This window comes from Pseudoalteromonas piscicida (genome assembly GCF_002208135.1).
GTDB lineage: Bacteria > Pseudomonadota > Gammaproteobacteria > Enterobacterales > Alteromonadaceae > Pseudoalteromonas > Pseudoalteromonas piscicida_A.
In genome coordinates this window covers 1,478,424-1,499,783 of record NZ_CP021646.1, presented here as the reverse complement: position 1 = coordinate 1,499,783, position 21,360 = coordinate 1,478,424, and the positions used below count along the sequence as shown (strand labels likewise).

Here is a 21,360-nt window from a genome sequence, read left to right as displayed (position 1 = left end):
GTTAACTAAAGTGGATGTCCTTCAAAGTGCGTTTTACAAATGGTGCTTTAGCTTTTCCATACTCATCTTGAGAAGCTATACCTTGCGCTATTACTAATTGCTTCTGAGTTTCATACTCCGCACGCGCGTCAGGATTACTGAGCATATAAGCTTTAAACTTTTCTTGCTTTATATGTTCTTCACTCCCTTTTTCAATGGCATGAGCATGCACTTGAAACAACTCACCTTGATACATCACCGCGATGTCTTTTCTCGGACGAGTATCAGGAAATGGATTATCGCTGTGCTGATCTTTAAAGCCTAAATTTTTAAGATGTTCAACAGCTTGTGTTAATTTCCCGGGTTTGTATAACACAGAGATATCTATAATCCCTTTGCCAGCAACCTTAAAAGAGCTTGAACCAAAGTGTAGAAATTCAAGTTCAGGGTGTGCTAATGCCACCATCACTTCTTCTGCCACTTCAACAAATATTTCACGCCATGGATTAAAGCTAGCTGGGACTAATTGGTAAGGGACGAATTCAATTTTTGACATGCCTGTCCTTTTAAATTTTTATATAAAATAGTTAGAACCAATAAACTGGGTAATGCCGTTTGGGGTTGCGCGACATATTGTTCACAGACAGCGCGACCAATAGCATCAGCAGAGCCCCCACCAACACGGGATAAAATGCATACATATATCCCAAGTTATGAACAGACTCACCACCAATAATGGCGATTAACGCGGTCGCTCCACCGGGTGGATGCAAGGTTCGAGTAAAGTGCATCACAACAATTGAGAGCGATACCGCAAGCGGTGCTGCAAACAGACTCTCTTCTCCAAGCAAAATAAAAATGCTGACGCCGAGTAAAGCTGAAAAGAAATGCCCGCCCAGTAAATTCCTCGGTTGAGAGAACTCTGCCATAGGAGCGCCATAGAGTAAAACGGCAGTTGCACCAAAAGAGCCAATGAGCAATGCGCTGCCAACACCATATGGTAAAGCGAGGTTAGAAATCACCGTAATCAACAAGATCCCCACCATTGCACCAACCCATGACCAAAGGATTTTCTTAAGCGGTTTTCTCGGAGGACACACACCTTTGGAGGCCATTCTTTTAAAGTAAACTTTCATGCTTCCTAACAATCTTCGAGATTTATCAATGTCATTTTGCCAACGTTTGTATCGCGTGTACCGCCCGCTTAGCATCATTTACGGGTACGAAAATATGATCATGATAGAAGCCTGCAATTACATTCGCGCTAATATCAACATTTTTCAGTGCATTAGAAAATGCAGCAGTTAACCCCACGGCTTCTAAGCTCGAATGCACTTGCAAGGTAATTTTATTCATCACACAGCTGTAATCCAATCCATGTTCGTCTGCTATTTGCTTGGTGACTACCAGCGTTAACCCCTCGCACTCCATAAAGGTCGCAATTGGATCGAAAATCACGCACTCAGCAAGGCTTTTTTGCACTGTACAAAATACATAAGGTGTTTCATCAAGCGTCGGTGAAATGTCTTTTAATAATTGAGATAAATCGCTAATACTCGTCATACATTGCCTCCCGATATTGTTGATAAATCGCGGCTAGGTTCAAATGCATCGTAACGAGGAAGCGGCGCATCTAGGTCCTCCCAGTTGGCTTTTGATGAGACAAAATTATGTGATATTGGCCGCTCTTTGACATCCGAGTCCAAAATACCAAGCCTTAATCTCACCCGCTTTGGATCGCTTTCGTTAGAGCTAAATATTGGACTTGCACAATGTTTGCAAAAGTGGCGCTTCCTTCCAGGTTTAAACTCGAAGATGTTTAGTGTCTCTTCGCCGCTTAGAATCACAAAATCACTCCGCATCACAAAGCCATTGGTCGCATAAGCCGTGCCCGTAGATTTGCGACACAACGAGCAATGACAATGAATGATATCGCTGATTGGCCCACGGATCTCAACTTGAACCGATTTACACAAACAACTCGCCTTGTAAACCATACCTACCCCTTTGTGTTTCTGGTGATCCAAGTATCCAATTGATTGGCAAAGTTTTGCTTATCAGCTTGAGACAAAGGCGGTGGCCCTTGAGTTTGTACGCCGCTGGCACGCATCGTGTCCATAAAGTCACGAATATTTAAGCGAGATTTTATGTTTTCTTTCGTCAGTAATTCACCGCGCGTATTGAGTGCCGTGCACTTTTTCTCAATGACTTCATCTGCCAGTGGAATATCGCCAGTAATAACCAAATCACCTTCATTAACGCGCTTCACGATTTCATTATCCGCAATATCAAATCCCTTTGGGACCTGAAGCTTTTGAATAAAAGGAGACGGAGGCGTCTTTAGATATTGATTTGCAACCAATGTAACCGTGGTAGAAGTACGCACCGCAGCGCGAAACAGCATTTCTTTTATCACCACGGGGCAGGCATCGGCATCTACCCATATTTGTTTTACCATAACAACTCTTTTAAATTTAAATTGGCTAGAGAATACTAAATTTAGGGATTAGGTTCACGCCTATAATGAAACTCATATTCATCCTCATCAAACTGCACAAATCCTAACTTTTCGTATAAACGCTTCGCGGGATTCGCTTTTAGCACGGTCAATATCCAAGGCAATTTCGAGTGGGTTTCTATCAAGCTTTTAATGACTTGAGCACCAAGCCCCTTGCCTTGTTGCTGCGGTTCTATTTGCAGCTGAAAGAGGTAATAGTCATGTTCACGTTGCTTAAACTTAGCCAAGCCAACACGCTTTTCATTCACGTATATCAAATGTGAGCTAGAGAGCTCGTATAATACTCGGGCTTTATGTTCTGCCTCAGTCAAAAACAGTCCTGCATTTTCTAAATGCGGTACCATAGTGGCTTTACGCAGCGCCACTAGATAATCAAAGTCACTATCTTTTGCTTTTATAAAGCGAATATTATTCGTCATCAATTTCGAATATCCCTTTTGCGTAAAGTACACCAAACCCAGATACCATGACATTCGTATCCGTCACTTCACAAAACAGCTCACCGCCACGTTTTGAAGCCTGATGTGCATGAAGTTTCTGTTTGTTTAGCGCTTTTGCCCAGTATGGCGCTAACCCGGCATGAATTGAACCGGTAACCGGATCTTCATCGCCCCCATTGGCGGGCCAAAAGTAGCGCGACACAAAGTCAACGTCATCGCCTTTGGCTGTCACCACCACATCAAAAGGCGCAAGGATTTTCAGTTTATCGCTGTCGTACTCACAGCTGCGTACTTGCTGCTCAGTCTCAACAATCACAAAATACGCTTGGCGATTTTTAAGTATCCGCGTCGGTGTTACGTTAAGCCCTTGGAGTAGTGCATCGGGGGCTTCAGCTAACTCAGGGGCCAAGTTCGGAAATTCCATCACAATACGACCATCAGCCACTTGCTTAACCCTAAGTGTCCCGACTTCTTGGGTTTGAAATTTTATCTCACCTGATTTTCCCTTGTGATTAAAAAGCACATACGCAGCACCAAGCGTCGCATGACCACAAAAGTCAATTTCAGTAATTGGAGAAAACCACCGGATCTCATAATGATTGTTACCAACTGGCTTCAAAAAGGCGGTTTCGGAAAGGTTATTTTCGATGGCTATCTGCTGCATTAGGGCGTCGCTAAACCAATTTTCAACCTCAATGATTGCAGCATTATTGCCGCCAAAACGTTTACGCGTAAATGCGTCAACCACAAAATACTCAACTTGCATCTTTTACTCCTTTCAGAAACACCTAAAAACACAGTATAATTTACTGTAATTAGAAGCGAATACAACTTAAATAAACGTGTATTGAGGTTGATCTGTGTGACCATGATGCACGTAGTTAAAATGAGTAGAACCAAGTCGAGGCTTATATGTTTACAGATGCTACTTTATCAATCTTATGTCTATATTCATTAGCAATGTTTGTCACTAGCCTGCTGATGATAGCGACAGCACCTAAAACTGATGATGAGAAACGCAAACAGACCGTCACTGAGTACACGATGTTTGCACTTGCATCTGTTGCGGTATTTTTTGTTTCTTTTTATACACTGTAACTGCCCGTTGGGTCATCTCGATGATGACCCAGGACAATATCCGTTAAGACCTATTTTCCACTTTCAACCATCGTTTTTATCTTTAACGCCTTTTCGAAGTGGTCTAATTCGTGAGTTTGTATCCACCAAGTTGCCGCTTCCATGAGTAGTGCAGGATCTGTGTTTTTATTGGTAAAAAAAGCGTAAAACGACACGCCAACATTATCCCCTTTTTGTGCAATTTTTTTATCACATACTGCTATTATGTTACTTCTAAGTGCCGTGCGCATTTTTCGTTAAATCCATACATCATTATCTGCGGTCAGTGTACCACCAACATCACCGGTATTTACCACACCACATGGCTCAACAATCATAACTTGGCACTCATGCTCAGCAAATGGCTTATGCTCTACACCTTTAGGTATTACAATCATTTCACCTGCGCACAAGGTTACTACGTCATCACGAAATGCAATATTAAGCTCTCCTGCTATCACGATAAAAACCTCATCCGTCTGGTCATGCTGGTGCCAAACAAATTCGCCTTCGACTTTTACAAGTTTAAATTGATAATCATTCATCTGAGCGATGACTTTTGGCGACCAGTGCTCAGAAAATAACGAATACTTTTCGTCAAGATTAATCTTCTTCACGAGCTTCCCTCTCTCTTACATCCAGTTCGGTGAAACTATTTCTAAACGTAAAGGCATAAGCCGAATCTCCAAAACGCCGCAGGTAATCGAGTCTTTCTTTGGCCTCATCTAATGTCGGGATATGGCCATCTTCAACCCACCACAATACGTAGGTTTCCTGTTCGGCGCGGTGAAACCATTCCTTTTTGCGAGCCAAAAACTCTTTATGCGCGGTTTTAAACATAAAATCTTTTAGCGCTTGCTCTGACTGCCATACGGACATGTTCACGATAATATTTGGATCATCAAACGCCTTAATCTCTGTTGCATTACCCGTTTCATCTTTTAAGCGCCAAATGAAGCCTGAGCTTTGCTCTGCGAGTAAATTAATACGGTCTAAACTTTCTACAAAGTATTGAATTTCTGGCGCATCCATTTGGTATTTAGCGGTGGCTATATTGAGTTGTGCTAATTGCATCGACGGCTTTTCCTTGTGGTGAGTTGCTATATTCTCCCAAACTTCACAATCATACTACTGTTTGCTCGCCGTCAAGTTAAGACAAAATTTAACCAAATTTAGATTTTTTCATCCGCTAAACCTCTGGGAATGGATTCATATTAATATACTGCACTATGCGAGGTGCGTTTGCTTTATTCGCACTGCCACCATGGGGTAAAAATTGATGCCAAATCACCATATCTCCCGCATTGGCTGCAATTGGTTTGGAACCCAATTGATGTAAGTACTCAGTGTTTGGTGTACATGGATCCCACGGGGCAGTTGCAAGCCACGACTCTAATTTTGTATGAAATCCTGGCACAACCGTTGTTGCGCCTTGTTCTGCTTCAGTATCAGATAGATACAAAATCCCTTGCGTGCCAAACTTGAGTTGCTTAGAGAAATCTAAATCCCAATGTAGGTCAGGACCTTGAAAGCTACATTGCGCAGTTTCAGGCGGGTTGAAACCACACTGATCGGCTGAAACTATCAGTTGTTCGCTTTGCCATAACTGGCTAAAGGCCTTATGAATTCTCATTGAATTCCGATTGTCTTCCAGTGCTTTATGTTGTACCAAATGCACCATACTGCGACTCATTTTTTCTTGGTTAACCTTATACCACGTCTTTGGGTCTGCTAACTCAATCTCCAAATAGTCTCGGATGGCGTTTCTCGCATTGGCACAGCCTTCAGCACTCACTGCATTTTTAACGATGACATAGCCGTTGTCTTTCCAACACTTCAGATCGTCTTCAGTGAGTACATTTGGCATATTCTGAACAGCAGCTAGTTTTTCTTGATAACTGTCGGGACAAGGCAAATGACAGGTGACATGTTTTAGCAGTGCTATTTTTTCATTACTCGGCTGAGCAATTGTGACAATCGCATCAATAAAACTATCGTAATCATGAGCATGTTGAAACTGTAGCTGATGTGCTTGAGTGAGACTTAGGCCTAGTATGTCAAAAGTCGCTTTATATAACTCGAACTCAACCGGCGTTTCCTGCTGTTTATTGGTAAAAGTGTTGTTGGCCTGAAGCCAGATTTTCTTGAGTGTAGATAAATGATAAAGCGTTAGAGCAAGGTTTACATCACACATTATTTTACAACCATCCCTTAAATTAGAGTTGTGTGTTCCCACCTTAATACTTTATTACAAAGACGTTTTTTTTCAATTTTTACCGCTTACACCCCATTACACTATACACATCACTAAACATGAGGATTCAGAAATGAAAAGAGCAGACTACTTCAATCAGGCACCTGAGCTTATTCAGCACTTATTGGACCAAGAGGAATTATTAAAACAGCAGGCCCATGCAACTTTTGGAGTCGTTATCTGGGAGCTTGTTAAACTTAGAGCATCACAAGTCAATCAATGTGCTTTTTGTATTGCAATGCACACTAAACAGGCACTAGAGTATGGTGAAACCACTAATCGTATTATTGGGTTAAGTGCGTGGCGAGACATGCCGTTTTACACCAATAAAGAAAAACTAGCATTAGCGCTTTGTGAAAAGCTGACGAGCGCACAAATGATTGACGACGCTTTTTATCAAACACTTAATGTAGAATTTGATGACAAGGCTTTGGCTACCTTAACAATCGCTATTAATGCCATCAACAGCTGGAATCGGATCGTGAAAATGTTTAAGCCCAATGTAGAGTTCAATGAGCACAGATCTAACGCTTGAATTGATAAACCCAACAGGTGAAATCGCTAACTATGTGCAAGCTATCTGGTTTGCACGATCACACAAGCGCGGAGAAACTTGGCTTCCAAGCGACGGGGCAACTGGATTTATTTTCCCCTTAACAGGACTTGTAGCAATTGATGGAGAGGTATTAACACATTCAGTTTATATGCAGTCTACCGCCACTCAATCTACAAAGATCAGCTACTCCGCAACGGCACAGTTTTGCGGTGTGCGCTTTCACCCAGGCGGATTCGCACATTTACAGCATGTTCAACACCCACTTACATTGCCAGAAGAGCTAACTACACTTGCAAAAAAGCTGCAGGACAGATCCGATTTTCTCACGTTCAAATCGTTACTTACGCCCAGTTTAAATACGCTTGTACCACATCAAAGCTCCACATATTACACTCAAAAGCTCGTTAAACTACTCACTGCGTATGTGCCACTAAATGAGGCTTATAATCAAGCTCCTTTAAGTGCCAGACAACTGGAAAGAAATATGAAACAGCTATGTGGTATCACTCCAAAACAGCTAGAGCGAATTTATCGTGTCAGACATGCCAAAAAAAGGCTACAAGCAAATCCGAGACTCGCACTCTCTCAAATAGCACAAGAATGTGGATACTCAGATCAGTCACACTTTATCAGAGAGTTTGGCACTATATTAAAGATCACTCCCGCAAAGTATAGAAAGCTTATTGAGTGTCCGCTCAATAATAAAAATGGAACATAATCATTCAATTGGTATACAGTTTCCTTTTCTAACCAAGCAAAAATACCATTATAAAAATCGCGACAAAATTGAATCTCCTCTAAAAAATTGCTCAATAATTGCACTTGATGATTTTTACACTATTATTAATTGAAACTGAACAAAAACTAAACTGCTTATTTTAGGCAAGGAGATCTATATGGACGTTCAGCGCCTTACGGTTGGTCCAATCGTCGGTTACACTTCAGGAGATCAGGTTCGCATTTTTGGTCGAGCCGAGTTATCAATCGCTGACCACAGACCAAGAAAAGCACACGGTGTCATTAGGTATAAAAAGCGCTCTAATGCGAAATACTCCTCCCCAGTATATTTTAAGATGAATCCAAACTTTGACCTCACAGGTGTAATAGTAATACCCAACCTTGATTCTAATACCAAATATGAATATCAAGTTGGGTGGTTTTTTTCCGATCTAGATACAAACGAAATTAATGTTAAGAAGATCCTTAATTGGCAAAATATAGAATCTCACCAATTTAAAACAGCCTCAACCAACAATACAGCTAAAAGAAATATTGTTTTTGGCTCTTGTCGATACGCTTTACGCCTATTTGGAGGTATGTGGTGGGACGACAGAGGCGACAGGACATTCCGCTCTATATTAGCGCAAATAGACGAAGGCAAAGAAGTCGATCAGGTTATCATGTGTGGCGACCAAATTTATGCCGATGACCTCAACTTTGTTGGTGCTGATACTTGTGTCGATGAATTTAATAGCAGGTATCGCGTAGCATTAAACACTCCATATATACGTAAACTAATGTCTTGCACTCCGACCTATATGATACTTGATGATCACGAGATAGAAGATAACTGGCCGTCATCAGCCAACAAAAAGGATTGGGTCACAAAGTTTCCTGCAGCAATACACGCATATACAACCTATCAAGCTAGCCACAGTCCACTTTTTTCTTTAAAAAATAATAGAATTACGGGAACGCCAACTCACCTTTGGTATAGCTACCAAGATGGTTGCTGTGACTTTTTTATATGTGACACTCGTACAGAAAGAGATATTTCACATACCAACAAAGAAATTATAGGTCCTAGGCAAATGACCGAGCTGCTCAGCTGGTTGAACAATGGAAATGGTCAGGTAAAAGTCATTGTAACTAGTGTTCCTCCCTATGAGTCTGAATCAGAGGATAAGTGGCATGGATTTATCAATCAAAGAGATGAAATTTTCGAATGCATAAAAAGCCAGCAAATTCCTAAGGTGCTGTTTCTTTCGGGAGATGTCCACGCCTGTATGGCATCTCAAGTAAAAATCAATAATGACATTAAAGTTACCTCAATCGTTTCCTCTGCATTTTTCTGGCCATACCCTCATCCAAATCGAAAAGGCTTTAAGCTCAGTGGCGTGTTGGATACCACTACGGCCAATGAATACAAAGTAGAAAACGCTAGTGATGTCTACCCTGAAGATGCCTTTACACGTCTTTGCATTTCTACAGACAAGGTAAAAGTTGAGTTTTACTCTAGGAAAGGAAAAAAATTGGGCAGCACAAGCTATCAATTTTGACAAAAGATGCGGGAGTGCGAGCACAAACCGATGGGTTCGTTTTTTGCTCGCAATCACTTTTAATTACAATGTTATTCCACCCAGCGCTTTGTTCGCTTTAACCAAACGTACCGCCAAAAGCTTACTTGCCGCATCCCGATATCAATGCTCCGCTTTCGCATTTGGCCATCACTAAGGTGTCTACATCAACTTAAACAAGGCAAAATTTTTGTTAGTTTTTCTACATAAGATATTTTTAACGCCGCTTGCGTCAGATTTAATCTCTCAAATTGAGCAGGTATTCAGTCAAATCGGTACTACATTAATCTACTTTAAACCGTAAACACTTGAGGCTGCTTTGCTCATCAATGTCTTTAAATTCAGGTGGGTTTTGTAAACGTTCAACAAACCTGAGCGTTGGTGCCTCTCTGGTCATTTCATCAATGAGGAATTGGCTTGAAACATCGGGAGAATTCACACACGCCAACACTTGGGCATTTGGCGTAAGTAACTCAGGAAGCTTTCTTAAAATACGTTGATAGTCTTTGGTCAGTGCAAAGCTGCCTTTTTGAAAGCTTGGCGGATCAATTACGATAAGGTCGTACGGCCCATATTTACGTACTTTTCCCCAAGATTTAAACAAATCATGGCCTAAAAAAGACACCTTGCTGAGGTCGTGTTCATTGAGTTGGTGGTTGACTCGGCCTTGCTTGAGCGCCGCTTTTGCCATATCTAGATTCACAACATGGGCAGCACCGCCCGCAATTGCCGCGACGGAAAACCCACAAGTATAAGAAAACAGATTAAGTACCCGAGCCCCAGCAGACTGAGCTTTAACAAACTCACGACCCAAACGCATATCTAAAAACAGTCCCATGTTCTGCTTCACACCAAGCTTTAAGCCATATTTAAGTCCATTTTCTTCAACGATAGGCATAGCAGTTAATTCACCATACAAGATCTCGAGATCTGAGTCAGGCAAATAACGATGTTGCAGCAAAATAGCAGAGAGTTTTCCGTTAAATGCTTCTGTCTCCACAAGTGATAATAATGCCTGTTTTAACGACGCTATAAAGTCAATGTCGTGCTCCTTGAACAAAGAGACTAAGAGCTGACCTTGTAACCAATCTACTGTGATTTGTTCAAGCCCTTCATAGCAACGTCCACGTCCGTGAAATAGACGCCTAAGCTCGTTTGGTACCGCTTGGGTTTGCAGATGATTAAGTAGGGTCGATACAGGATTTATTGCTGTCATGTCGGTGTCTGGTTATGCGTAAAGTTCGGCATTTTACTTGTTACTTCACAGCAAAAGCAAATGCTTAAGGTTTGCTTATCTTTCACGTTTATTCTTTGCAGCAAAGGAAAACGGTTTTACGGACGCCACAACATCGTTGTCGCCCCGCTAAAACCGATTAACCAATTGAGATAAGAAAAATCTTCGTGATGGGAGGCAACAAAGCCCATTCTCATATAAAGCTTTTTTGCTTGAGGATTAGAATCAATCACATCAAGTCGTAAAGCGTGAAACCCGCTTTGTTTGGTATAACGCTGCAGCGCCACTAAAAGCGCAGTGCCAACACCTTGTCCTCTGACCGATTTTGCAACAGCGATGCCGTCCATCACTACTTCATTGGGCGCAGGCTTTCGCTCAAATAGGGTAAACACCATTGCGGCTTTAATGCCACCCAATAAGCCTAATTCATCAATGAGTCCAGTAAAGCCCATATTCGATGTAAAACCGCTTTTGCCATATTGAAAGCCCGCAATCCCCACTAACTTGCCGTCTGCAAAGGCAGCAAAAGAGTATTCTGAAATAAAGCTCTTCGCGATAATAGTGATCAGCTTATTGCGATCCGGCACTGCGGCTTTGAATTTGCTACCAAACGCGTCAACATAAAGCTCAGCAGCCACTTGTGCATGCTCCATGTCCCATCCTTGTGTTATTTCTATTTCCATACCTTTCCTCAAGCTAACGTATCAGCTTCAATATTAGGTCAAAATTAGCTTAGGTATGAAGTTCGAATTTGTAAAAAATTCGAGTCGATTATGCATGTAACTTAATCATTAGTTTACGCCATACTCGTTCAACGGGCCCCACCTTATAGAATCGCCCGTAAATCACATTTAATAGCAGCTGCCCTGCCATAATAACAAGCCATAAGAGCAAAAGCTCACTGCGACTTAGCGTATTATGTAATCCAAAGCCATAAAATATCACCACCAATAACAAAGACTGTCCAATGTAATTGCTCAGTGCAAATCGACCTACTTGATTTATCGCCTCAAGGAATTTGAACCGATGCAACCAACGGTTATATAGCAAAGATAACAAAATCAAGTAAACAATCGCTTGCAGCTCCCGGTTAAGTACGATGACCATTTGTTTAGCGTAAGACAACACTGGGATATGTGAACTTTGCAGCCAATGAAAATAACGAGCTTGAGTGGCATAACACGACACCGCAATCAAGCAAAGCAGGGCCACAACCGCGAGTGGGCTAAGCTTAGTCTTTGAGAACAATCCCCATTGAAACAACTGCGAACCTATCAACATCATCATTAACGTAGACCAAAAAATACCGGAATAAAACAACTTACCTTTATGTACCTGTGGGCTGTCAAAGTTATCCTGCCAGTACTCAATTAAGCTTGGCGTTTCTTCCAAAGTACGATGGGTAGGTGTCCTTGGTTCGGTTTTATTCTGCCATCGGTTAATCGCTTTTTGCTGGTCTCGTGTGCGAGACGCTTCGTCCACATTGAGTGCTGCTTGGTAAGCATCGTATTGGGCGATAGTGCGCTCTGCTCTGCCAAAACCTGCAACTAACATAAACGCCAAACAAATTACTATGCTGGTTTTGATGGTCCGAGTGCCAAGTAATATGATGGTGACGGCAATCATTCCAATCATGGCATAGTGATAGAGAATGTCGCCACTCCAAATGCAATAAGCATGAACAAGGCCGAGTATAAATAAAGCCACTAGTCTCGCCGCACTTAATTTAATAGCAAATTCAAGCGGCTGTTTTTGAAGAATAATGGTAAGACCAGCACCAAATAACATCGCCAGCAGTCCGTAAAATTTGCCCTGAGCAAACACGTAAACCCAGTACCTTACTTCACTGTCTATATCCGCCATAAAGCCATATTGGTAACTTCCCCATGGATTGGGATAGGCAAAGCTTTCGATGTTGATAAGTAAAATACATAGGATTGCTACCCCGCGAATAAAGTCGAGGCTGTTAATGCGATTTTTTTCAGCACTAGTCATCGGCATTACCCATGCTGCCCGACTGTCCTTCATTGTGAGCTAGTTTTGTGTTTTCGCTATCGAGCAGTGTGGTAATTTGTGCTACCTGCGCGCTAAATTCGTCAAGTTTCGCGTCACTCAGCTTAGTATTTTTAGGTTGTTTTAGGGTGAGTGGATTGATGGCTTTTCCGTCTTTATGCACCTCATAATGTAAGTGACGCGCCTGCGACAGGCCGGTATTACCAAGATAACCAATCACATCGCCTTGCTTTACTCGCGTCCCAGCCTTGAGGCCGTTCGCAAAGCCATTTAAGTGAGCATAAAGTGTTTGATAGCCTTTACCGTGTTCTAACACTACGCGATTACCAAAGCTGCCGCCCCACCCGGTTTTGAGTACTTTTCCTGCGCCCGCAGCCATAATAGGCGTACCAACAGGCGCTCCAAAATCGATCCCTTTGTGCATTCGGGTATAACCTAATACTGGGTGATGACGTTTACCGAAGTTTGACGATAATCGAGCACCGTTAAGCGGCGTTTTCATTAAAAAGCTTTGCGCGAGGGTACCATCAGGGTGGTAGAAAGCGGTTGTTCCGTCATTATCAGTAAATCGGTATAAGCGGTATTTTTCTTTTCCTGAAAGTAGCGCTACATGTTGTAATTCTGAAGCCTTTGAGATTTGCTTGAGTAACTCTGTGGCTGCTACAATCTGCTGTTCTTGAAAGACAAAATCGATTTGGTCGCCGGCATATACCTCTCTTTGAAAATCGACAAGGTGAGATAAGGCCACAATACTTTGATTGATAATGTCGTTAGGTACTCCGATTTTGCTGGCGTCCACGAAAAAACTAGAATCTATGCTTGTCGATAAACGCTTTGTTTGCGTGACGGTTTCAAGCTCACTTAGCGATGCATGCCACTGTTCATCTACTCTTTTAATCTCAATAACCTGTGCAAATGCATATTCAAAGCGGATCTGCTGTACTTGTCCGTCTACAAGCTCTGCTTCTATTAACTGTCCAGCCCTAAGTTTAGTCAGTGATGTCCACGTACTCACGGCTTGCTCCACCAACCAACTATCGCGGTCACTGAATGCAAACTCACTTAAGAGATTAGCTAAACTCTCACCCGATTTAAGTTCAAGTAAACGAATATCCTGAGCTGGCTTTATTTCCTGTGTAATTTGTGAAGCGACCGAATTTTCAGCGGTTTCATTATGTACCACAGCTTGGTCTCGATCTGGTTGCGCCGATACAAGGGTGCTCTCTTGCGCTTTATTATCCGAATGAGTCTGCTCGGGTTGTTTCGAGCAGCCAAAAGTTGCCATCATTGCAATGGCGATAGAAAGCTTTTTAATCATGTTAATTTTCCAATAAGGTCAGCGGATCAATGCGCGTGTTGTTATGCAGAGCTTCTAGATGTAAATGTGGACCAGTGACTCGACCTGTTTCACCTATGGTACCGATCACTTCCCCTTGCGATACTTGCTCACCCACTTCAACATCAATGCTATCAAGGTGTGCGTAGAGACTTTGATAACCATTGTCATGATGGATCAACACCACTTTACCGTAATTCTCAGGCAAGGTTTTATCATCAGCAATCGTGACCGTGCCGCTGGCAACCGCCATCGCAGGTTCGCCAACACCACCGGCTAAATCCAGTCCTTGGTGTGCTTTATTGTGACGAAAGCTCGATACATGCCCAAACTTTGATGTTATTTCAGGACTGGCGACTGGGTAGGTCCATGTTTTACTGACCTTTGCCGTTCCCATTGTCCACTGAATATTGCCATAGGCTAAACCTGAACTAAGCAACACAAAAAACCCTATCAACACCAGGTTATTTGGCTTCTTTTTAGATGTAAGAATAACGCTAAAACGCTTTTTATAGTCATCTAAAGTCAATGAATTAGACGCAAAACTTGCTGTCATATTCATCGTTTTCGGCTGCGCAGCAGCCCGTTTTAAAGAGTTCATTAATGCTTTACTATAAGTCAAAGGCTCAAGGCTATGCTTCGCTATCGTTACCTCATCACAGCGATATTCCATCGCTCGAATAAAGCCCTGTTCCATTTTTGCAATAAACGGATTAAACCAAGCAAGCGTCGCGAGTATTCGCCAAATTACGACGGCAATATGATCGCCTTTATCTATGTGAGTTAACTCATGCAGAATAAGTGCTTGCTGCTCTGCCTCTGGTAACGTGTCAAATTCCACCGGCAAATACACTTTAGGTTGCCACAGTCCGAACACAAAAGGAGAGTAAGTAATTGGCAATTGATAGCAACTCCGTGCGCCGAGCTTTATTTTTGAGGCGGTACTACAGAGGCGTTTTACTCGCCAATACTGTCGCCCAAGTACCAAAAAATGAGCAATAAGTCCAACGCAATAGACTATAAATAAAGCCATGAGCGTCAGGTTTAGCCAGTCAGACCCAACTTGAGTGCGCTTCGTCATTGCCAGCAGCGGCTCTGCAAATTGTTGTAAATTGGCATTAAACAATACGGCTGGAATGACGTTGTGTTGCTCCATGTGTTCAAGTGGGATCCAAGGCACAAAAGTCACTACCAGCACGCCCCACCAAAGTCCTTTATTCTGTACATACCGAGCGGAAAATTTCACTCCAAGCGCGTACGTTAAGCCACTCAGCGCCACCCACAGCAAGACCGAAAGTAATATTAGCTCCATACCCTACTCTTTATCACCTTGCGTCTTAGCCAACGCATCTAACATGGCTTCCAATTCATCTAATTCATCCGCTGCAATTAACTTACTATCTGAAAACATAGCGACTGGAAGTGGCTCATCTAACTCCATGATTTGCTTTGCAAACTCTTGTGCATAAAGTGCGAGTGTCGGTACCTTAGCTAGGACAGCTGAGTATATTTTTTTATTGCCTTGCATTTGCTCGGCGAGATAACCCTTTTCACACATTCTTTCAAGGGTTTTTCGAGTTGATGAGTAGCTCCAGCTGAGCTTTAATCCTATTTCTGTGTGAATTTCTTTGCCCGTTCTTGGCTGTTCACGCCAAAGGACCTTCAAAATGATTAGTTCGGTTGAGTTAGGTTTCATTGTTTTTTTCTCACAACTGCGACACGTGTCACACACTAACAAACAAAAAATTGCGACACAAGTCGCACATTGTGATTTTTTGAATCTTCACAACAAAAAATGCCGACATTGACAACTGTACTTATACTCACTCAAGTTAATATTTAAAAAATGAGTGCTCTGAATGTACGCATATTGCAACGGTTCAAAGCGCAATAAATCAAGGGATGGTTTTAGTAATGATAGCGACACTCAGCCATTTGCGTCTGTTCGTTTATAGAGCACTGACAATAAAAGATTTATTCGAGTCAAAGATGAAGGCATCGGATCGGTATGAGTAATGAGATCCTGAATCGGATCTTTGAGCCCTTTCACACCACAGCTCGCCAACATGGTCATGCTGGGCTTGGACTTTCCGTCACCTATAATCTCGTCAAAAAATATTTAAACGGTGACTTAAAAGTCAATTCCAAAGCTGGAAATGGCGCCACTTTTACCACCTTGTTGGCGAGCTAAACGTTAGCACAAACCGCCTAAGCGACTTGTGCCCTAATAGCATACTTAACGCGTGACAAAGCCTCCGTTAACAAACAACGTTTGCCCAGTCGTCCAGCGTGATTGCTCCGACGCAAGATAAAGCACCGCAGGGGTAATATCATCCACTTGCCCCAGTCGGTTCATTACACTTGCTGACTTTAAGTAATTCACGGTTTGCTCATTTTCTTCACCATGGAAAAAGTCAGTGTCAATTGGACCTGGTGCAATGATATTGACCGTTACCCCTCGATGCCCGATTTCTTTCGCCAGCGCACGAGTGAAATGCTCAAGTGGTGCTTTTGAGCCAGCATAAAGTGCATAGTTGCCTGTAAATGCTGCCAACAACGAAGTGCCCATATTAATAATCCTACCGTTGTCACGAATATGTTTAGCGGCCTCTTGCATCACAAAAAACGCCCCTTTACAGTTGATCCCAAATAGCCTGTCAAAGTCTTCCTCGCTATATTCAACAAATGGTTTTTTGCTGATAGTCCCAGCATTGTTTATAACGATATCTATGCCTCCAAATTCACTAATAATATGCTCAAATATATTCATTACCTGCGCTTTATTGCTAACATCTCCGTGTACCAGAGTCGTCCTAACACCTAATGCTTCAACTTCCTTCTGGGTTTCAAGTGCTTGTGGTTTAGAATGCGCACTATGATAGTGAATAACAAGATCAGCGCCTTGCTTTGCCAGCGCAATGGCAAAATCCTTTCCCATATTTTTGGATGACCCAGTAATAAATGCGACCTTACCTGTTAATTGCTTAGACATACGTATTGCTCCTACTTGAAATATTCAATTGACTTTTAGTGTAGCTAGGTGAAACGGATACAGGTATAGTGATTTTAGTCATTTACTAATTGCATTTTTTACATCCGCTATGAAATCGATTACTGAAGAAGATTTGTTTGTACTCACCGTTGAATCTGGCAGCCTCAAATCCGCGGCTGAAGTGATAGGTACCGATCCCTCTTCAGTAAGCCGAAAGCTCGCAAACCTAGAAAGTCGATTAGGCGTAAAACTGTTGCAGCGCTCCACCAAGCAAACGGCCGCAACTGAAGTTGGGCTTGAGTACTATAAAGGCGTAAAACAATTACTAGATGAAAAAAGGGAATTAGAAGAGTCGATTTCAGGCACCTCAGCACTGCCTTCTGGTACATTAAGGGTTGCAGCTCCACACGACTTCGCCGAGCGCTTCATTGCACCTGTGGTACAAACCATGGTAACCACCTATCCAGACCTCAATATCGAGTTACTGCTCGGTAGTCATTTTGAAGATCTCAAGGCTAAACAAATCGATATCGCAATCAGGATTGGTAAACTGGATGACTCCTCCTTGATTTGCCGACAACTAGGCCATGTACCACGGGTCTTGGTGGCCTCTAAATCGTATATTGAACGCATGGGACAACCACAACGCTTCAGTGATTTAAGCAAACTGGATTTTATCTTTTACAATAAACCTAAGCTTGGTGATCAGCTCATTCTTGGTAAAGGCCTGCATCGTGAAGCCGTTGCGGTAAGTGGTAAACTCATCGCCAACAGTGTTGCAGTAGTAAAAAATTGGGTAACCGCTGGCCTTGGTGTGCATTACGGGCCACTATGGGCATTTAAAGATGAATTGACTATGGGCAGTTGTGTACAGCTACTACCTGAACTACACGATGAAAGTTATCCTATTCACGCACTGTACTTGTCAAAGCAATATACTCCCGCAAAGGTAAGGGAGTTTGTTGCGCTATTGACTTCAACCTATCAGCAATACCGCTTCGATTGAATTATCTCTACCAATTTCAAACGAAGTTACCCCGAATACTCGCGCTAATGGTAAATCTGGGCGTTCACCGGTGTACATTCTCGCGGTTTCAAAAGAAAGTTATCATCACACTTCCTAGTAGTGCTAACGCCGCCATATGGGGCGCACCGTAGCGCACCATAGCGCTAGCGTAGGTGCGTCCGCCAACAGCCACTTGATACTTATTGAACCTTCTCCCCGAAGTTTAGCGAACAGCTAAACTTCAAGGCGACCAAACCAAAAGGAGAAAGCTCAATGAAATCCTATACTACTTTTCACAAATATTATTGTGGAATTGACCTGCATGCACGCATTTTATACGTTTGCATTCTTGATGAGCGTGGTAATAAAGTGGTTCATCAGAAAATAAAAGCTGATAAACATGAATTACTCAAACTGATTTTGCCTTATCTCGAAGATATTGTTATTGGGGTCGAGTGCATGCATTGTTGGTATTGGGTGAGTGACTTATGTGCTGAACATGATATCGATTTTGTACTTGGTCATGCGCTTTACATGACAGCCATTCATGGTGGCAAAGCCAAAAACGATAAGATTGATTCTTATAAAATTGCCAGTTTGCTGCGTGGTGGCAACTTCCCGCTGGCTTACAATTACCCTGCTAATATGCGTTCAACCCGTGATTTACTGCGTAGAAGAACGCGGCTGGTTCAGCATGGTGCACAACTGAAAGCGCATATAGTTAATACAAATAGTCAGTACAACTACCCACCGCTCGAATTACACATGAAAAACAAATGCGTTCGACAAGAATTCCAAACGCGCTTTGACGACCAAGCCGTTCAACTCAATGTTAACTTTGACTTGGCCATTCTAGATGCTTACGCAGAAGAGCTTAAAAAGCTTGAATATTATTTAGAAAGCAAAGCTAAAAAACATCAACCAAACTATTATGCGCAGCTTCGCACCATACCAGGCATTGGCCTTATTCTAGCCATGACAATTTTGTATGAAATTGGTGACATTAACCGCTTTGAGTCTGTACAAACGTTCGCATCTTATTGTCGGCTCGTTAAGTGTAAAGCAGAATCTGCTGGCAAAACCTATGGCACCAGTGGCAATAAAATTGGTAATGGCCACTTAAAATGGGCATTCAGTGAAGCCGCAGTGCTTTATTTACGTGGCAACGACAAAGCTCGGAACTACTTAAACAAATTACAAAAGCGCATGAGTAAAGCCAAAGCACTCTCAGTGCTCGCCCATAAGCTCGGGCGCTGTGTTTATTTTATGTTGAAGAATAAAACGGTATTCGATGATGAACGTTTTTTAAAAAGTTAAGTCGCACAATGGGGTGAGCTATACACCTAACTAGATAAGCATGAACAACCATGTACTATTTGTGTTTTTGTCAGCAAAAGCTGAATTTTACAGGTAAGTGTTGTCGAAGTAATAAGCTATTTCGCCTTGATTAGACACCCCATTGGTGCGCATTAATTTAAGCAATGAGTTAAATCGTTTACACCTTAGCTGAGCCTTTAACTAACTGGACGAATGAGCCATCCCCTTGAGTAGCGCCAAATTAAGGTTAACCGATGAATGTCTAGTGGCCCTAAACGATGAGTTGTATCGACTGATTTAGGCAGCGATGAGATCGCATTAAGAGATTACGGCGTAACGCCCCTATATGTGTTTGCCGTAAACGATTTAAAGGCTAACCGACATAGCGAAGTGAACAGATTTAAGAATTGCAGGTACAAATTAGCTGCTTAAAAGCAGCTAAAAAGAATCGTTATGCTTACTTGACCGGAGAAGGTTCATATGTGTTAGGTTTTGGTTACACCTAGCTATATGATTTACCGATATTAAGCTCTAGATTATCAGGCTTAATTGATACATTTGGCAATTCAATTTCATCTAAATGTTTGTGGTAACCATCTAAATCACAATTAGCCACTTCAATTAATTTTGAAGCTAAAGCCAACAAGCCACTTTTGTCGCCTGACAAGTAAACCGTGTTGTTATTAACATCTAGCTCGATGCCACCTGTATGTTCTTTTTCGCTAAACGGAATACCGTTTTTATTGATAAAAATTTGTGGGTAAACTCGACTTCTTTCATTAGAAACCTAACATTTTAGTATTTATGCGACACGCAGTTTGTGTTGCATAATCGCTTGTTGGACTGAGCCGCTACCTACTCGGTGTGACAGAGTTGGTGTTGTTTATGCTATAGGAGTTTGCTTTTTGGAGGCTCTCACTTTCTTAGCTAGTGTAATCAGTTTAGCTAGTGTTATGTAAGCTTTCCCTGCATTGCTCAGCGCTTATTATGTATTCATTACACCTCAATGGGAGATAATGAGGTAACAACTTACTTGGATCATATCGTGCTCAAAGGTAATGTAGCGCCTCGAACTCAAGCAACTGCATTAAATGCATTAGTCTTTCTATACAAACACATCATTAAGAATGAGCTTTCTCTAAACTTGAATTTCGTTCGCTCTAAAAAACAACCCAAATTACCCGTGGTGATGACGCCAGATGAAGTAAAACAACTGATGAGTCATCTGTCCAAACGGTATTACCTAATTGCAGGGTTAATGTACGGTAGTGGTTTGCGGGTTATGGAAGCTGTGCAACTTAGGACAAAGGACATTGATTTTGACTATAAATGTATTCAAGTATGGAATGGAAAAGGCAACAAGCATCGAATTGTTACATTGGCTGCTGAGTTGATCCCATTACTTAGGAACCAAATACTTCAGGTGGAAGAGTATCTAAAGTTGGATTTACAGAATGAGCAATATGCAGGTGTTTGGATGCCAAACGCGTTGGCTCGTAAATATCCATCGGCTAACAAGTAACTGGCTTGGCAATAACTATTCCCGTCTTATAAATTAAGCGCCGACCCTGAGACTGGCGAGATCCGGCGCCATCATTTTCATCACACTTGTGTTAGAAAGGCGGTGAAAAATGCGCTTAAGCAGACAAATATTACTAAGCTTGTAACGCCCCACACTTTTCGCCACTCTTTTGCTACACATCTGTTACAAAGTGGGGCAGACATTAGAACAGTACAAGCTCAGTTAGGCCATTCAGACGTTAAAACCACTCAGATTTATACCCATGTTTTACAGCAAGGCGCAAACGGTGTTGTTAGCCCTTTGAGCAAAATTTTCTAGCTTGTTTTTTGGTCAGGACTGAGTTAGCTAAATGTTTACATTAAAGAAATAAAACTCATCAGTAAAGCGGCCGTCCGTAGTTCGCACATGACTACCTGCAAGCGCTGTCTGAACTAATTCAGATTATCTCATCCCTTTGAGAATTTCGACAATTTCTAGGGTGTTTTCAAGTACCCTGATGACCCTGCCTTCAACGCTTATCGTTACCAAATCCCGATCTCTGTCGCGATAAATCACTTTGCCATGGTCGTAGATATCTGGATCTAAGCGTTCTCCAACTTGGAGCTTTTTTTGCCAACCCGGTGGAAGTGGCTTGCCCTGCTGCAACTTTTTCTCAAGGCCCGGCGGTAACTTCTCCGGTTTTGCATTCGCCTGATTTAAACCTAAAGTCAGACTAAAGGTAAGTAGGGAAAGTACAATAACTTTATTCATAACAACCTCTCTTTTAGAGCGTGGCATCAT

Annotated in this window: 26 protein-coding genes and 1 pseudogene; 7 read left to right on the top strand and 20 right to left on the bottom strand. The window is 42.2% G+C overall.

Going from position 1 to position 21,360, the window contains the following annotated elements; genetic code table 11:
- Position 1: 1 nt before the first annotated feature.
- The 11 genes from B1L02_RS07185 to B1L02_RS07130 form a co-directional block, all read right to left on the bottom strand.
- Positions 2-535 (bottom strand): GrpB family protein, encoded by a 534-nt coding sequence (locus tag B1L02_RS07185; protein ID WP_010371739.1) that lies wholly within the window; start codon positions 533-535, stop codon positions 2-4.
- A gap of 31 nt (positions 536-566) precedes the next feature.
- Entirely contained in the window at positions 567-1,115 is a 549-nt protein-coding gene (locus B1L02_RS07180) for an HPP family protein (protein ID WP_010371740.1), read from the bottom strand.
- Between the two features lie 31 nt (positions 1,116-1,146).
- Positions 1,147-1,542: an ACT domain-containing protein gene (locus B1L02_RS07175; protein WP_088530482.1), complete on the bottom strand. Its 396-nt coding sequence runs from the start codon at positions 1,540-1,542 to the stop codon at positions 1,147-1,149.
- Positions 1,539-1,976, bottom strand: a complete 438-nt coding sequence (locus tag B1L02_RS07170) for a GFA family protein (RefSeq protein WP_088530481.1) — start codon at positions 1,974-1,976, stop codon at positions 1,539-1,541. The genes B1L02_RS07175 and B1L02_RS07170 overlap by 4 nt, the downstream gene beginning before the upstream one ends.
- Before the next feature lie 2 nt (positions 1,977-1,978).
- Positions 1,979-2,437, bottom strand: coding sequence for a YaiI/YqxD family protein (locus B1L02_RS07165; protein WP_088530480.1), 459 nt, complete (start codon positions 2,435-2,437; stop codon positions 1,979-1,981).
- Positions 2,438-2,478: 41 nt separating this feature from the next.
- A complete protein-coding gene (locus B1L02_RS07160) occupies positions 2,479-2,916 on the bottom strand; it encodes a GNAT family N-acetyltransferase (protein WP_232003158.1) in 438 nt (145 codons plus the stop codon).
- Entirely contained in the window at positions 2,906-3,703 is a 798-nt protein-coding gene (locus B1L02_RS07155) for a PhzF family phenazine biosynthesis protein (RefSeq protein WP_088530478.1), read from the bottom strand. Before B1L02_RS07155 ends, B1L02_RS07160 begins: the two co-directional genes overlap by 11 nt.
- A 382-nt stretch (positions 3,704-4,085) precedes the next feature.
- Positions 4,086-4,304, bottom strand: a complete 219-nt coding sequence (locus tag B1L02_RS07145; RefSeq protein WP_088530476.1) for a DUF6500 family protein — start codon at positions 4,302-4,304, stop codon at positions 4,086-4,088.
- Positions 4,305-4,310: 6 nt separating this feature from the next.
- The gene (locus B1L02_RS07140) at positions 4,311-4,670 is read right to left on the bottom strand and encodes a cupin domain-containing protein (RefSeq protein WP_223191893.1); all 360 of its coding nucleotides are present in this window, start codon (positions 4,668-4,670) and stop codon (positions 4,311-4,313) included.
- A complete protein-coding gene (locus tag B1L02_RS07135; protein WP_088530475.1) occupies positions 4,657-5,127 on the bottom strand; it encodes a DUF3291 domain-containing protein in 471 nt (156 codons plus the stop codon). The genes B1L02_RS07140 and B1L02_RS07135 overlap by 14 nt, the downstream gene beginning before the upstream one ends.
- Positions 5,128-5,242: 115 nt before the next feature.
- A complete protein-coding gene (locus B1L02_RS07130; protein ID WP_088530474.1) occupies positions 5,243-6,247 on the bottom strand; it encodes a phytanoyl-CoA dioxygenase family protein in 1,005 nt (334 codons plus the stop codon).
- Positions 6,248-6,380: 133 nt separating this feature from the next.
- Between B1L02_RS07130 and B1L02_RS07125 the strand changes: the two genes are divergently transcribed.
- The 3 genes from B1L02_RS07125 (at position 6,381) to B1L02_RS07115 (ending at position 9,142) form a co-directional block, all read left to right on the top strand.
- Positions 6,381-6,842 carry a carboxymuconolactone decarboxylase family protein gene (locus tag B1L02_RS07125; protein WP_088530473.1) on the top strand — a complete coding sequence of 154 codons (462 nt, stop codon included), beginning with the start codon at positions 6,381-6,383 and terminating at the stop codon, positions 6,840-6,842.
- Positions 6,820-7,581 (top strand): AraC family transcriptional regulator, encoded by a 762-nt coding sequence (locus B1L02_RS07120; protein ID WP_088530472.1) that lies wholly within the window; start codon positions 6,820-6,822, stop codon positions 7,579-7,581. The genes B1L02_RS07125 and B1L02_RS07120 overlap by 23 nt, the downstream gene beginning before the upstream one ends.
- Positions 7,582-7,759: 178 nt before the next feature.
- The gene (locus B1L02_RS07115; RefSeq protein WP_088530471.1) at positions 7,760-9,142 is read left to right on the top strand and encodes an alkaline phosphatase D family protein; all 1,383 of its coding nucleotides are present in this window, start codon (positions 7,760-7,762) and stop codon (positions 9,140-9,142) included.
- 301 nt (positions 9,143-9,443) lie between these two features.
- Here B1L02_RS07115 and B1L02_RS07110 read toward each other — a convergent pair whose 3' ends face one another.
- The 6 genes from B1L02_RS07110 to B1L02_RS07085 form a co-directional block, all read right to left on the bottom strand.
- Complete coding sequence (locus tag B1L02_RS07110) at positions 9,444-10,376, bottom strand: class I SAM-dependent methyltransferase (RefSeq protein ID WP_088530470.1); 933 nt, start codon at positions 10,374-10,376, stop codon at positions 9,444-9,446.
- Between the two features lie 116 nt (positions 10,377-10,492).
- Positions 10,493-11,077: a GNAT family N-acetyltransferase gene (locus B1L02_RS07105; RefSeq protein WP_088530469.1), complete on the bottom strand. Its 585-nt coding sequence runs from the start codon at positions 11,075-11,077 to the stop codon at positions 10,493-10,495.
- An 88-nt stretch (positions 11,078-11,165) separates the two neighbouring features.
- Positions 11,166-12,422: a DUF418 domain-containing protein gene (locus tag B1L02_RS07100; protein WP_232003157.1), complete on the bottom strand. Its 1,257-nt coding sequence runs from the start codon at positions 12,420-12,422 to the stop codon at positions 11,166-11,168.
- Positions 12,382-13,725, bottom strand: coding sequence for a M23 family metallopeptidase (locus tag B1L02_RS07095; RefSeq protein WP_088530467.1), 1,344 nt, complete (start codon positions 13,723-13,725; stop codon positions 12,382-12,384). Before B1L02_RS07095 ends, B1L02_RS07100 begins: the two co-directional genes overlap by 41 nt.
- Before the next feature lies 1 nt (position 13,726).
- The gene (locus B1L02_RS07090) at positions 13,727-15,055 is read right to left on the bottom strand and encodes a M23/M56 family metallopeptidase (protein WP_088530466.1); all 1,329 of its coding nucleotides are present in this window, start codon (positions 15,053-15,055) and stop codon (positions 13,727-13,729) included.
- A 3-nt stretch (positions 15,056-15,058) separates the two neighbouring features.
- Complete coding sequence (locus B1L02_RS07085; protein WP_088530465.1) at positions 15,059-15,439, bottom strand: BlaI/MecI/CopY family transcriptional regulator; 381 nt, start codon at positions 15,437-15,439, stop codon at positions 15,059-15,061.
- Between the two features lie 312 nt (positions 15,440-15,751).
- On the opposite strand from B1L02_RS07085, the gene B1L02_RS24340 reads away from it, so the two are divergent.
- Positions 15,752-15,934, top strand: a complete 183-nt coding sequence (locus tag B1L02_RS24340) for an ATP-binding protein (protein ID WP_223191896.1) — start codon at positions 15,752-15,754, stop codon at positions 15,932-15,934.
- Positions 15,935-15,979: 45 nt separating this feature from the next.
- Here the strand turns inward: B1L02_RS24340 and B1L02_RS07075 are convergent, their stop codons facing one another.
- Positions 15,980-16,735 (bottom strand): SDR family oxidoreductase, encoded by a 756-nt coding sequence (locus B1L02_RS07075; RefSeq protein WP_088530464.1) that lies wholly within the window; start codon positions 16,733-16,735, stop codon positions 15,980-15,982.
- Between the two features lie 109 nt (positions 16,736-16,844).
- Here B1L02_RS07075 and B1L02_RS07070 point away from each other — a divergent pair, with 109 nt between their 5' ends.
- Entirely contained in the window at positions 16,845-17,741 is an 897-nt protein-coding gene (locus B1L02_RS07070; protein ID WP_088530463.1) for a LysR family transcriptional regulator, read from the top strand.
- A 273-nt stretch (positions 17,742-18,014) separates the two neighbouring features.
- On the top strand, positions 18,015-19,058 hold the full coding sequence (locus tag B1L02_RS07065; protein WP_088530462.1) for an IS110 family transposase: 1,044 nt from the start codon (positions 18,015-18,017) through the stop codon (positions 19,056-19,058).
- Positions 19,059-19,560: 502 nt separating this feature from the next.
- Here B1L02_RS07065 and B1L02_RS23715 read toward each other — a convergent pair.
- Positions 19,561-19,725 carry an Imm32 family immunity protein gene (locus B1L02_RS23715; protein ID WP_232003156.1) on the bottom strand — a complete coding sequence of 55 codons (165 nt, stop codon included), beginning with the start codon at positions 19,723-19,725 and terminating at the stop codon, positions 19,561-19,563.
- A gap of 339 nt (positions 19,726-20,064) precedes the next feature.
- On the opposite strand from B1L02_RS23715, the pseudogene B1L02_RS07060 reads away from it, so the two are divergent.
- Positions 20,065-20,898: pseudogene (locus tag B1L02_RS07060) on the top strand (integron integrase).
- A 123-nt stretch (positions 20,899-21,021) separates the two neighbouring features.
- Here B1L02_RS07060 and B1L02_RS07055 read toward each other — a convergent pair.
- A complete protein-coding gene (locus tag B1L02_RS07055; protein ID WP_088530461.1) occupies positions 21,022-21,330 on the bottom strand; it encodes a hypothetical protein in 309 nt (102 codons plus the stop codon).
- Positions 21,331-21,360 lie beyond the last annotated feature (30 nt).

Coding starts and splice junctions, on each gene's coding strand:
- B1L02_RS07120 (WP_088530472.1), top strand. CDS start 6,820: ATGAGCACAGATCTAACGCTTGAATTGATAAACCCAACAGGTGAAATC.
- B1L02_RS07145 (WP_088530476.1), bottom strand. CDS start 4,304: ATGCGCACGGCACTTAGAAGTAACATAATAGCAGTATGTGATAAAAAA.
- B1L02_RS24340 (WP_223191896.1), top strand. CDS start 15,752: ATGAGTAATGAGATCCTGAATCGGATCTTTGAGCCCTTTCACACCACA.
- B1L02_RS07185 (WP_010371739.1), bottom strand. CDS start 535: ATGTCAAAAATTGAATTCGTCCCTTACCAATTAGTCCCAGCTAGCTTT.
- B1L02_RS07115 (WP_088530471.1), top strand. CDS start 7,760: ATGGACGTTCAGCGCCTTACGGTTGGTCCAATCGTCGGTTACACTTCA.
- B1L02_RS07100 (WP_232003157.1), bottom strand. CDS start 12,422: ATGAAGGACAGTCGGGCAGCATGGGTAATGCCGATGACTAGTGCTGAA.
- B1L02_RS07070 (WP_088530463.1), top strand. CDS start 16,845: ATGAAATCGATTACTGAAGAAGATTTGTTTGTACTCACCGTTGAATCT.
- B1L02_RS07180 (WP_010371740.1), bottom strand. CDS start 1,115: ATGAAAGTTTACTTTAAAAGAATGGCCTCCAAAGGTGTGTGTCCTCCG.
- B1L02_RS07110 (WP_088530470.1), bottom strand. CDS start 10,376: ATGACAGCAATAAATCCTGTATCGACCCTACTTAATCATCTGCAAACC.
- B1L02_RS07085 (WP_088530465.1), bottom strand. CDS start 15,439: ATGAAACCTAACTCAACCGAACTAATCATTTTGAAGGTCCTTTGGCGT.
- B1L02_RS07165 (WP_088530480.1), bottom strand. CDS start 2,437: ATGGTAAAACAAATATGGGTAGATGCCGATGCCTGCCCCGTGGTGATA.
- B1L02_RS07155 (WP_088530478.1), bottom strand. CDS start 3,703: ATGCAAGTTGAGTATTTTGTGGTTGACGCATTTACGCGTAAACGTTTT.
- B1L02_RS07125 (WP_088530473.1), top strand. CDS start 6,381: ATGAAAAGAGCAGACTACTTCAATCAGGCACCTGAGCTTATTCAGCAC.
- B1L02_RS07175 (WP_088530482.1), bottom strand. CDS start 1,542: ATGACGAGTATTAGCGATTTATCTCAATTATTAAAAGACATTTCACCG.
- B1L02_RS07105 (WP_088530469.1), bottom strand. CDS start 11,077: ATGGAAATAGAAATAACACAAGGATGGGACATGGAGCATGCACAAGTG.
- B1L02_RS07055 (WP_088530461.1), bottom strand. CDS start 21,330: ATGAATAAAGTTATTGTACTTTCCCTACTTACCTTTAGTCTGACTTTA.
- B1L02_RS07135 (WP_088530475.1), bottom strand. CDS start 5,127: ATGCAATTAGCACAACTCAATATAGCCACCGCTAAATACCAAATGGAT.
- B1L02_RS07130 (WP_088530474.1), bottom strand. CDS start 6,247: ATGTGTGATGTAAACCTTGCTCTAACGCTTTATCATTTATCTACACTC.
- B1L02_RS07075 (WP_088530464.1), bottom strand. CDS start 16,735: ATGTCTAAGCAATTAACAGGTAAGGTCGCATTTATTACTGGGTCATCC.
- B1L02_RS07160 (WP_232003158.1), bottom strand. CDS start 2,916: ATGACGAATAATATTCGCTTTATAAAAGCAAAAGATAGTGACTTTGAT.
- B1L02_RS07170 (WP_088530481.1), bottom strand. CDS start 1,976: ATGGTTTACAAGGCGAGTTGTTTGTGTAAATCGGTTCAAGTTGAGATC.
- B1L02_RS07065 (WP_088530462.1), top strand. CDS start 18,015: ATGAAATCCTATACTACTTTTCACAAATATTATTGTGGAATTGACCTG.
- B1L02_RS07095 (WP_088530467.1), bottom strand. CDS start 13,725: ATGATTAAAAAGCTTTCTATCGCCATTGCAATGATGGCAACTTTTGGC.
- B1L02_RS07090 (WP_088530466.1), bottom strand. CDS start 15,055: ATGGAGCTAATATTACTTTCGGTCTTGCTGTGGGTGGCGCTGAGTGGC.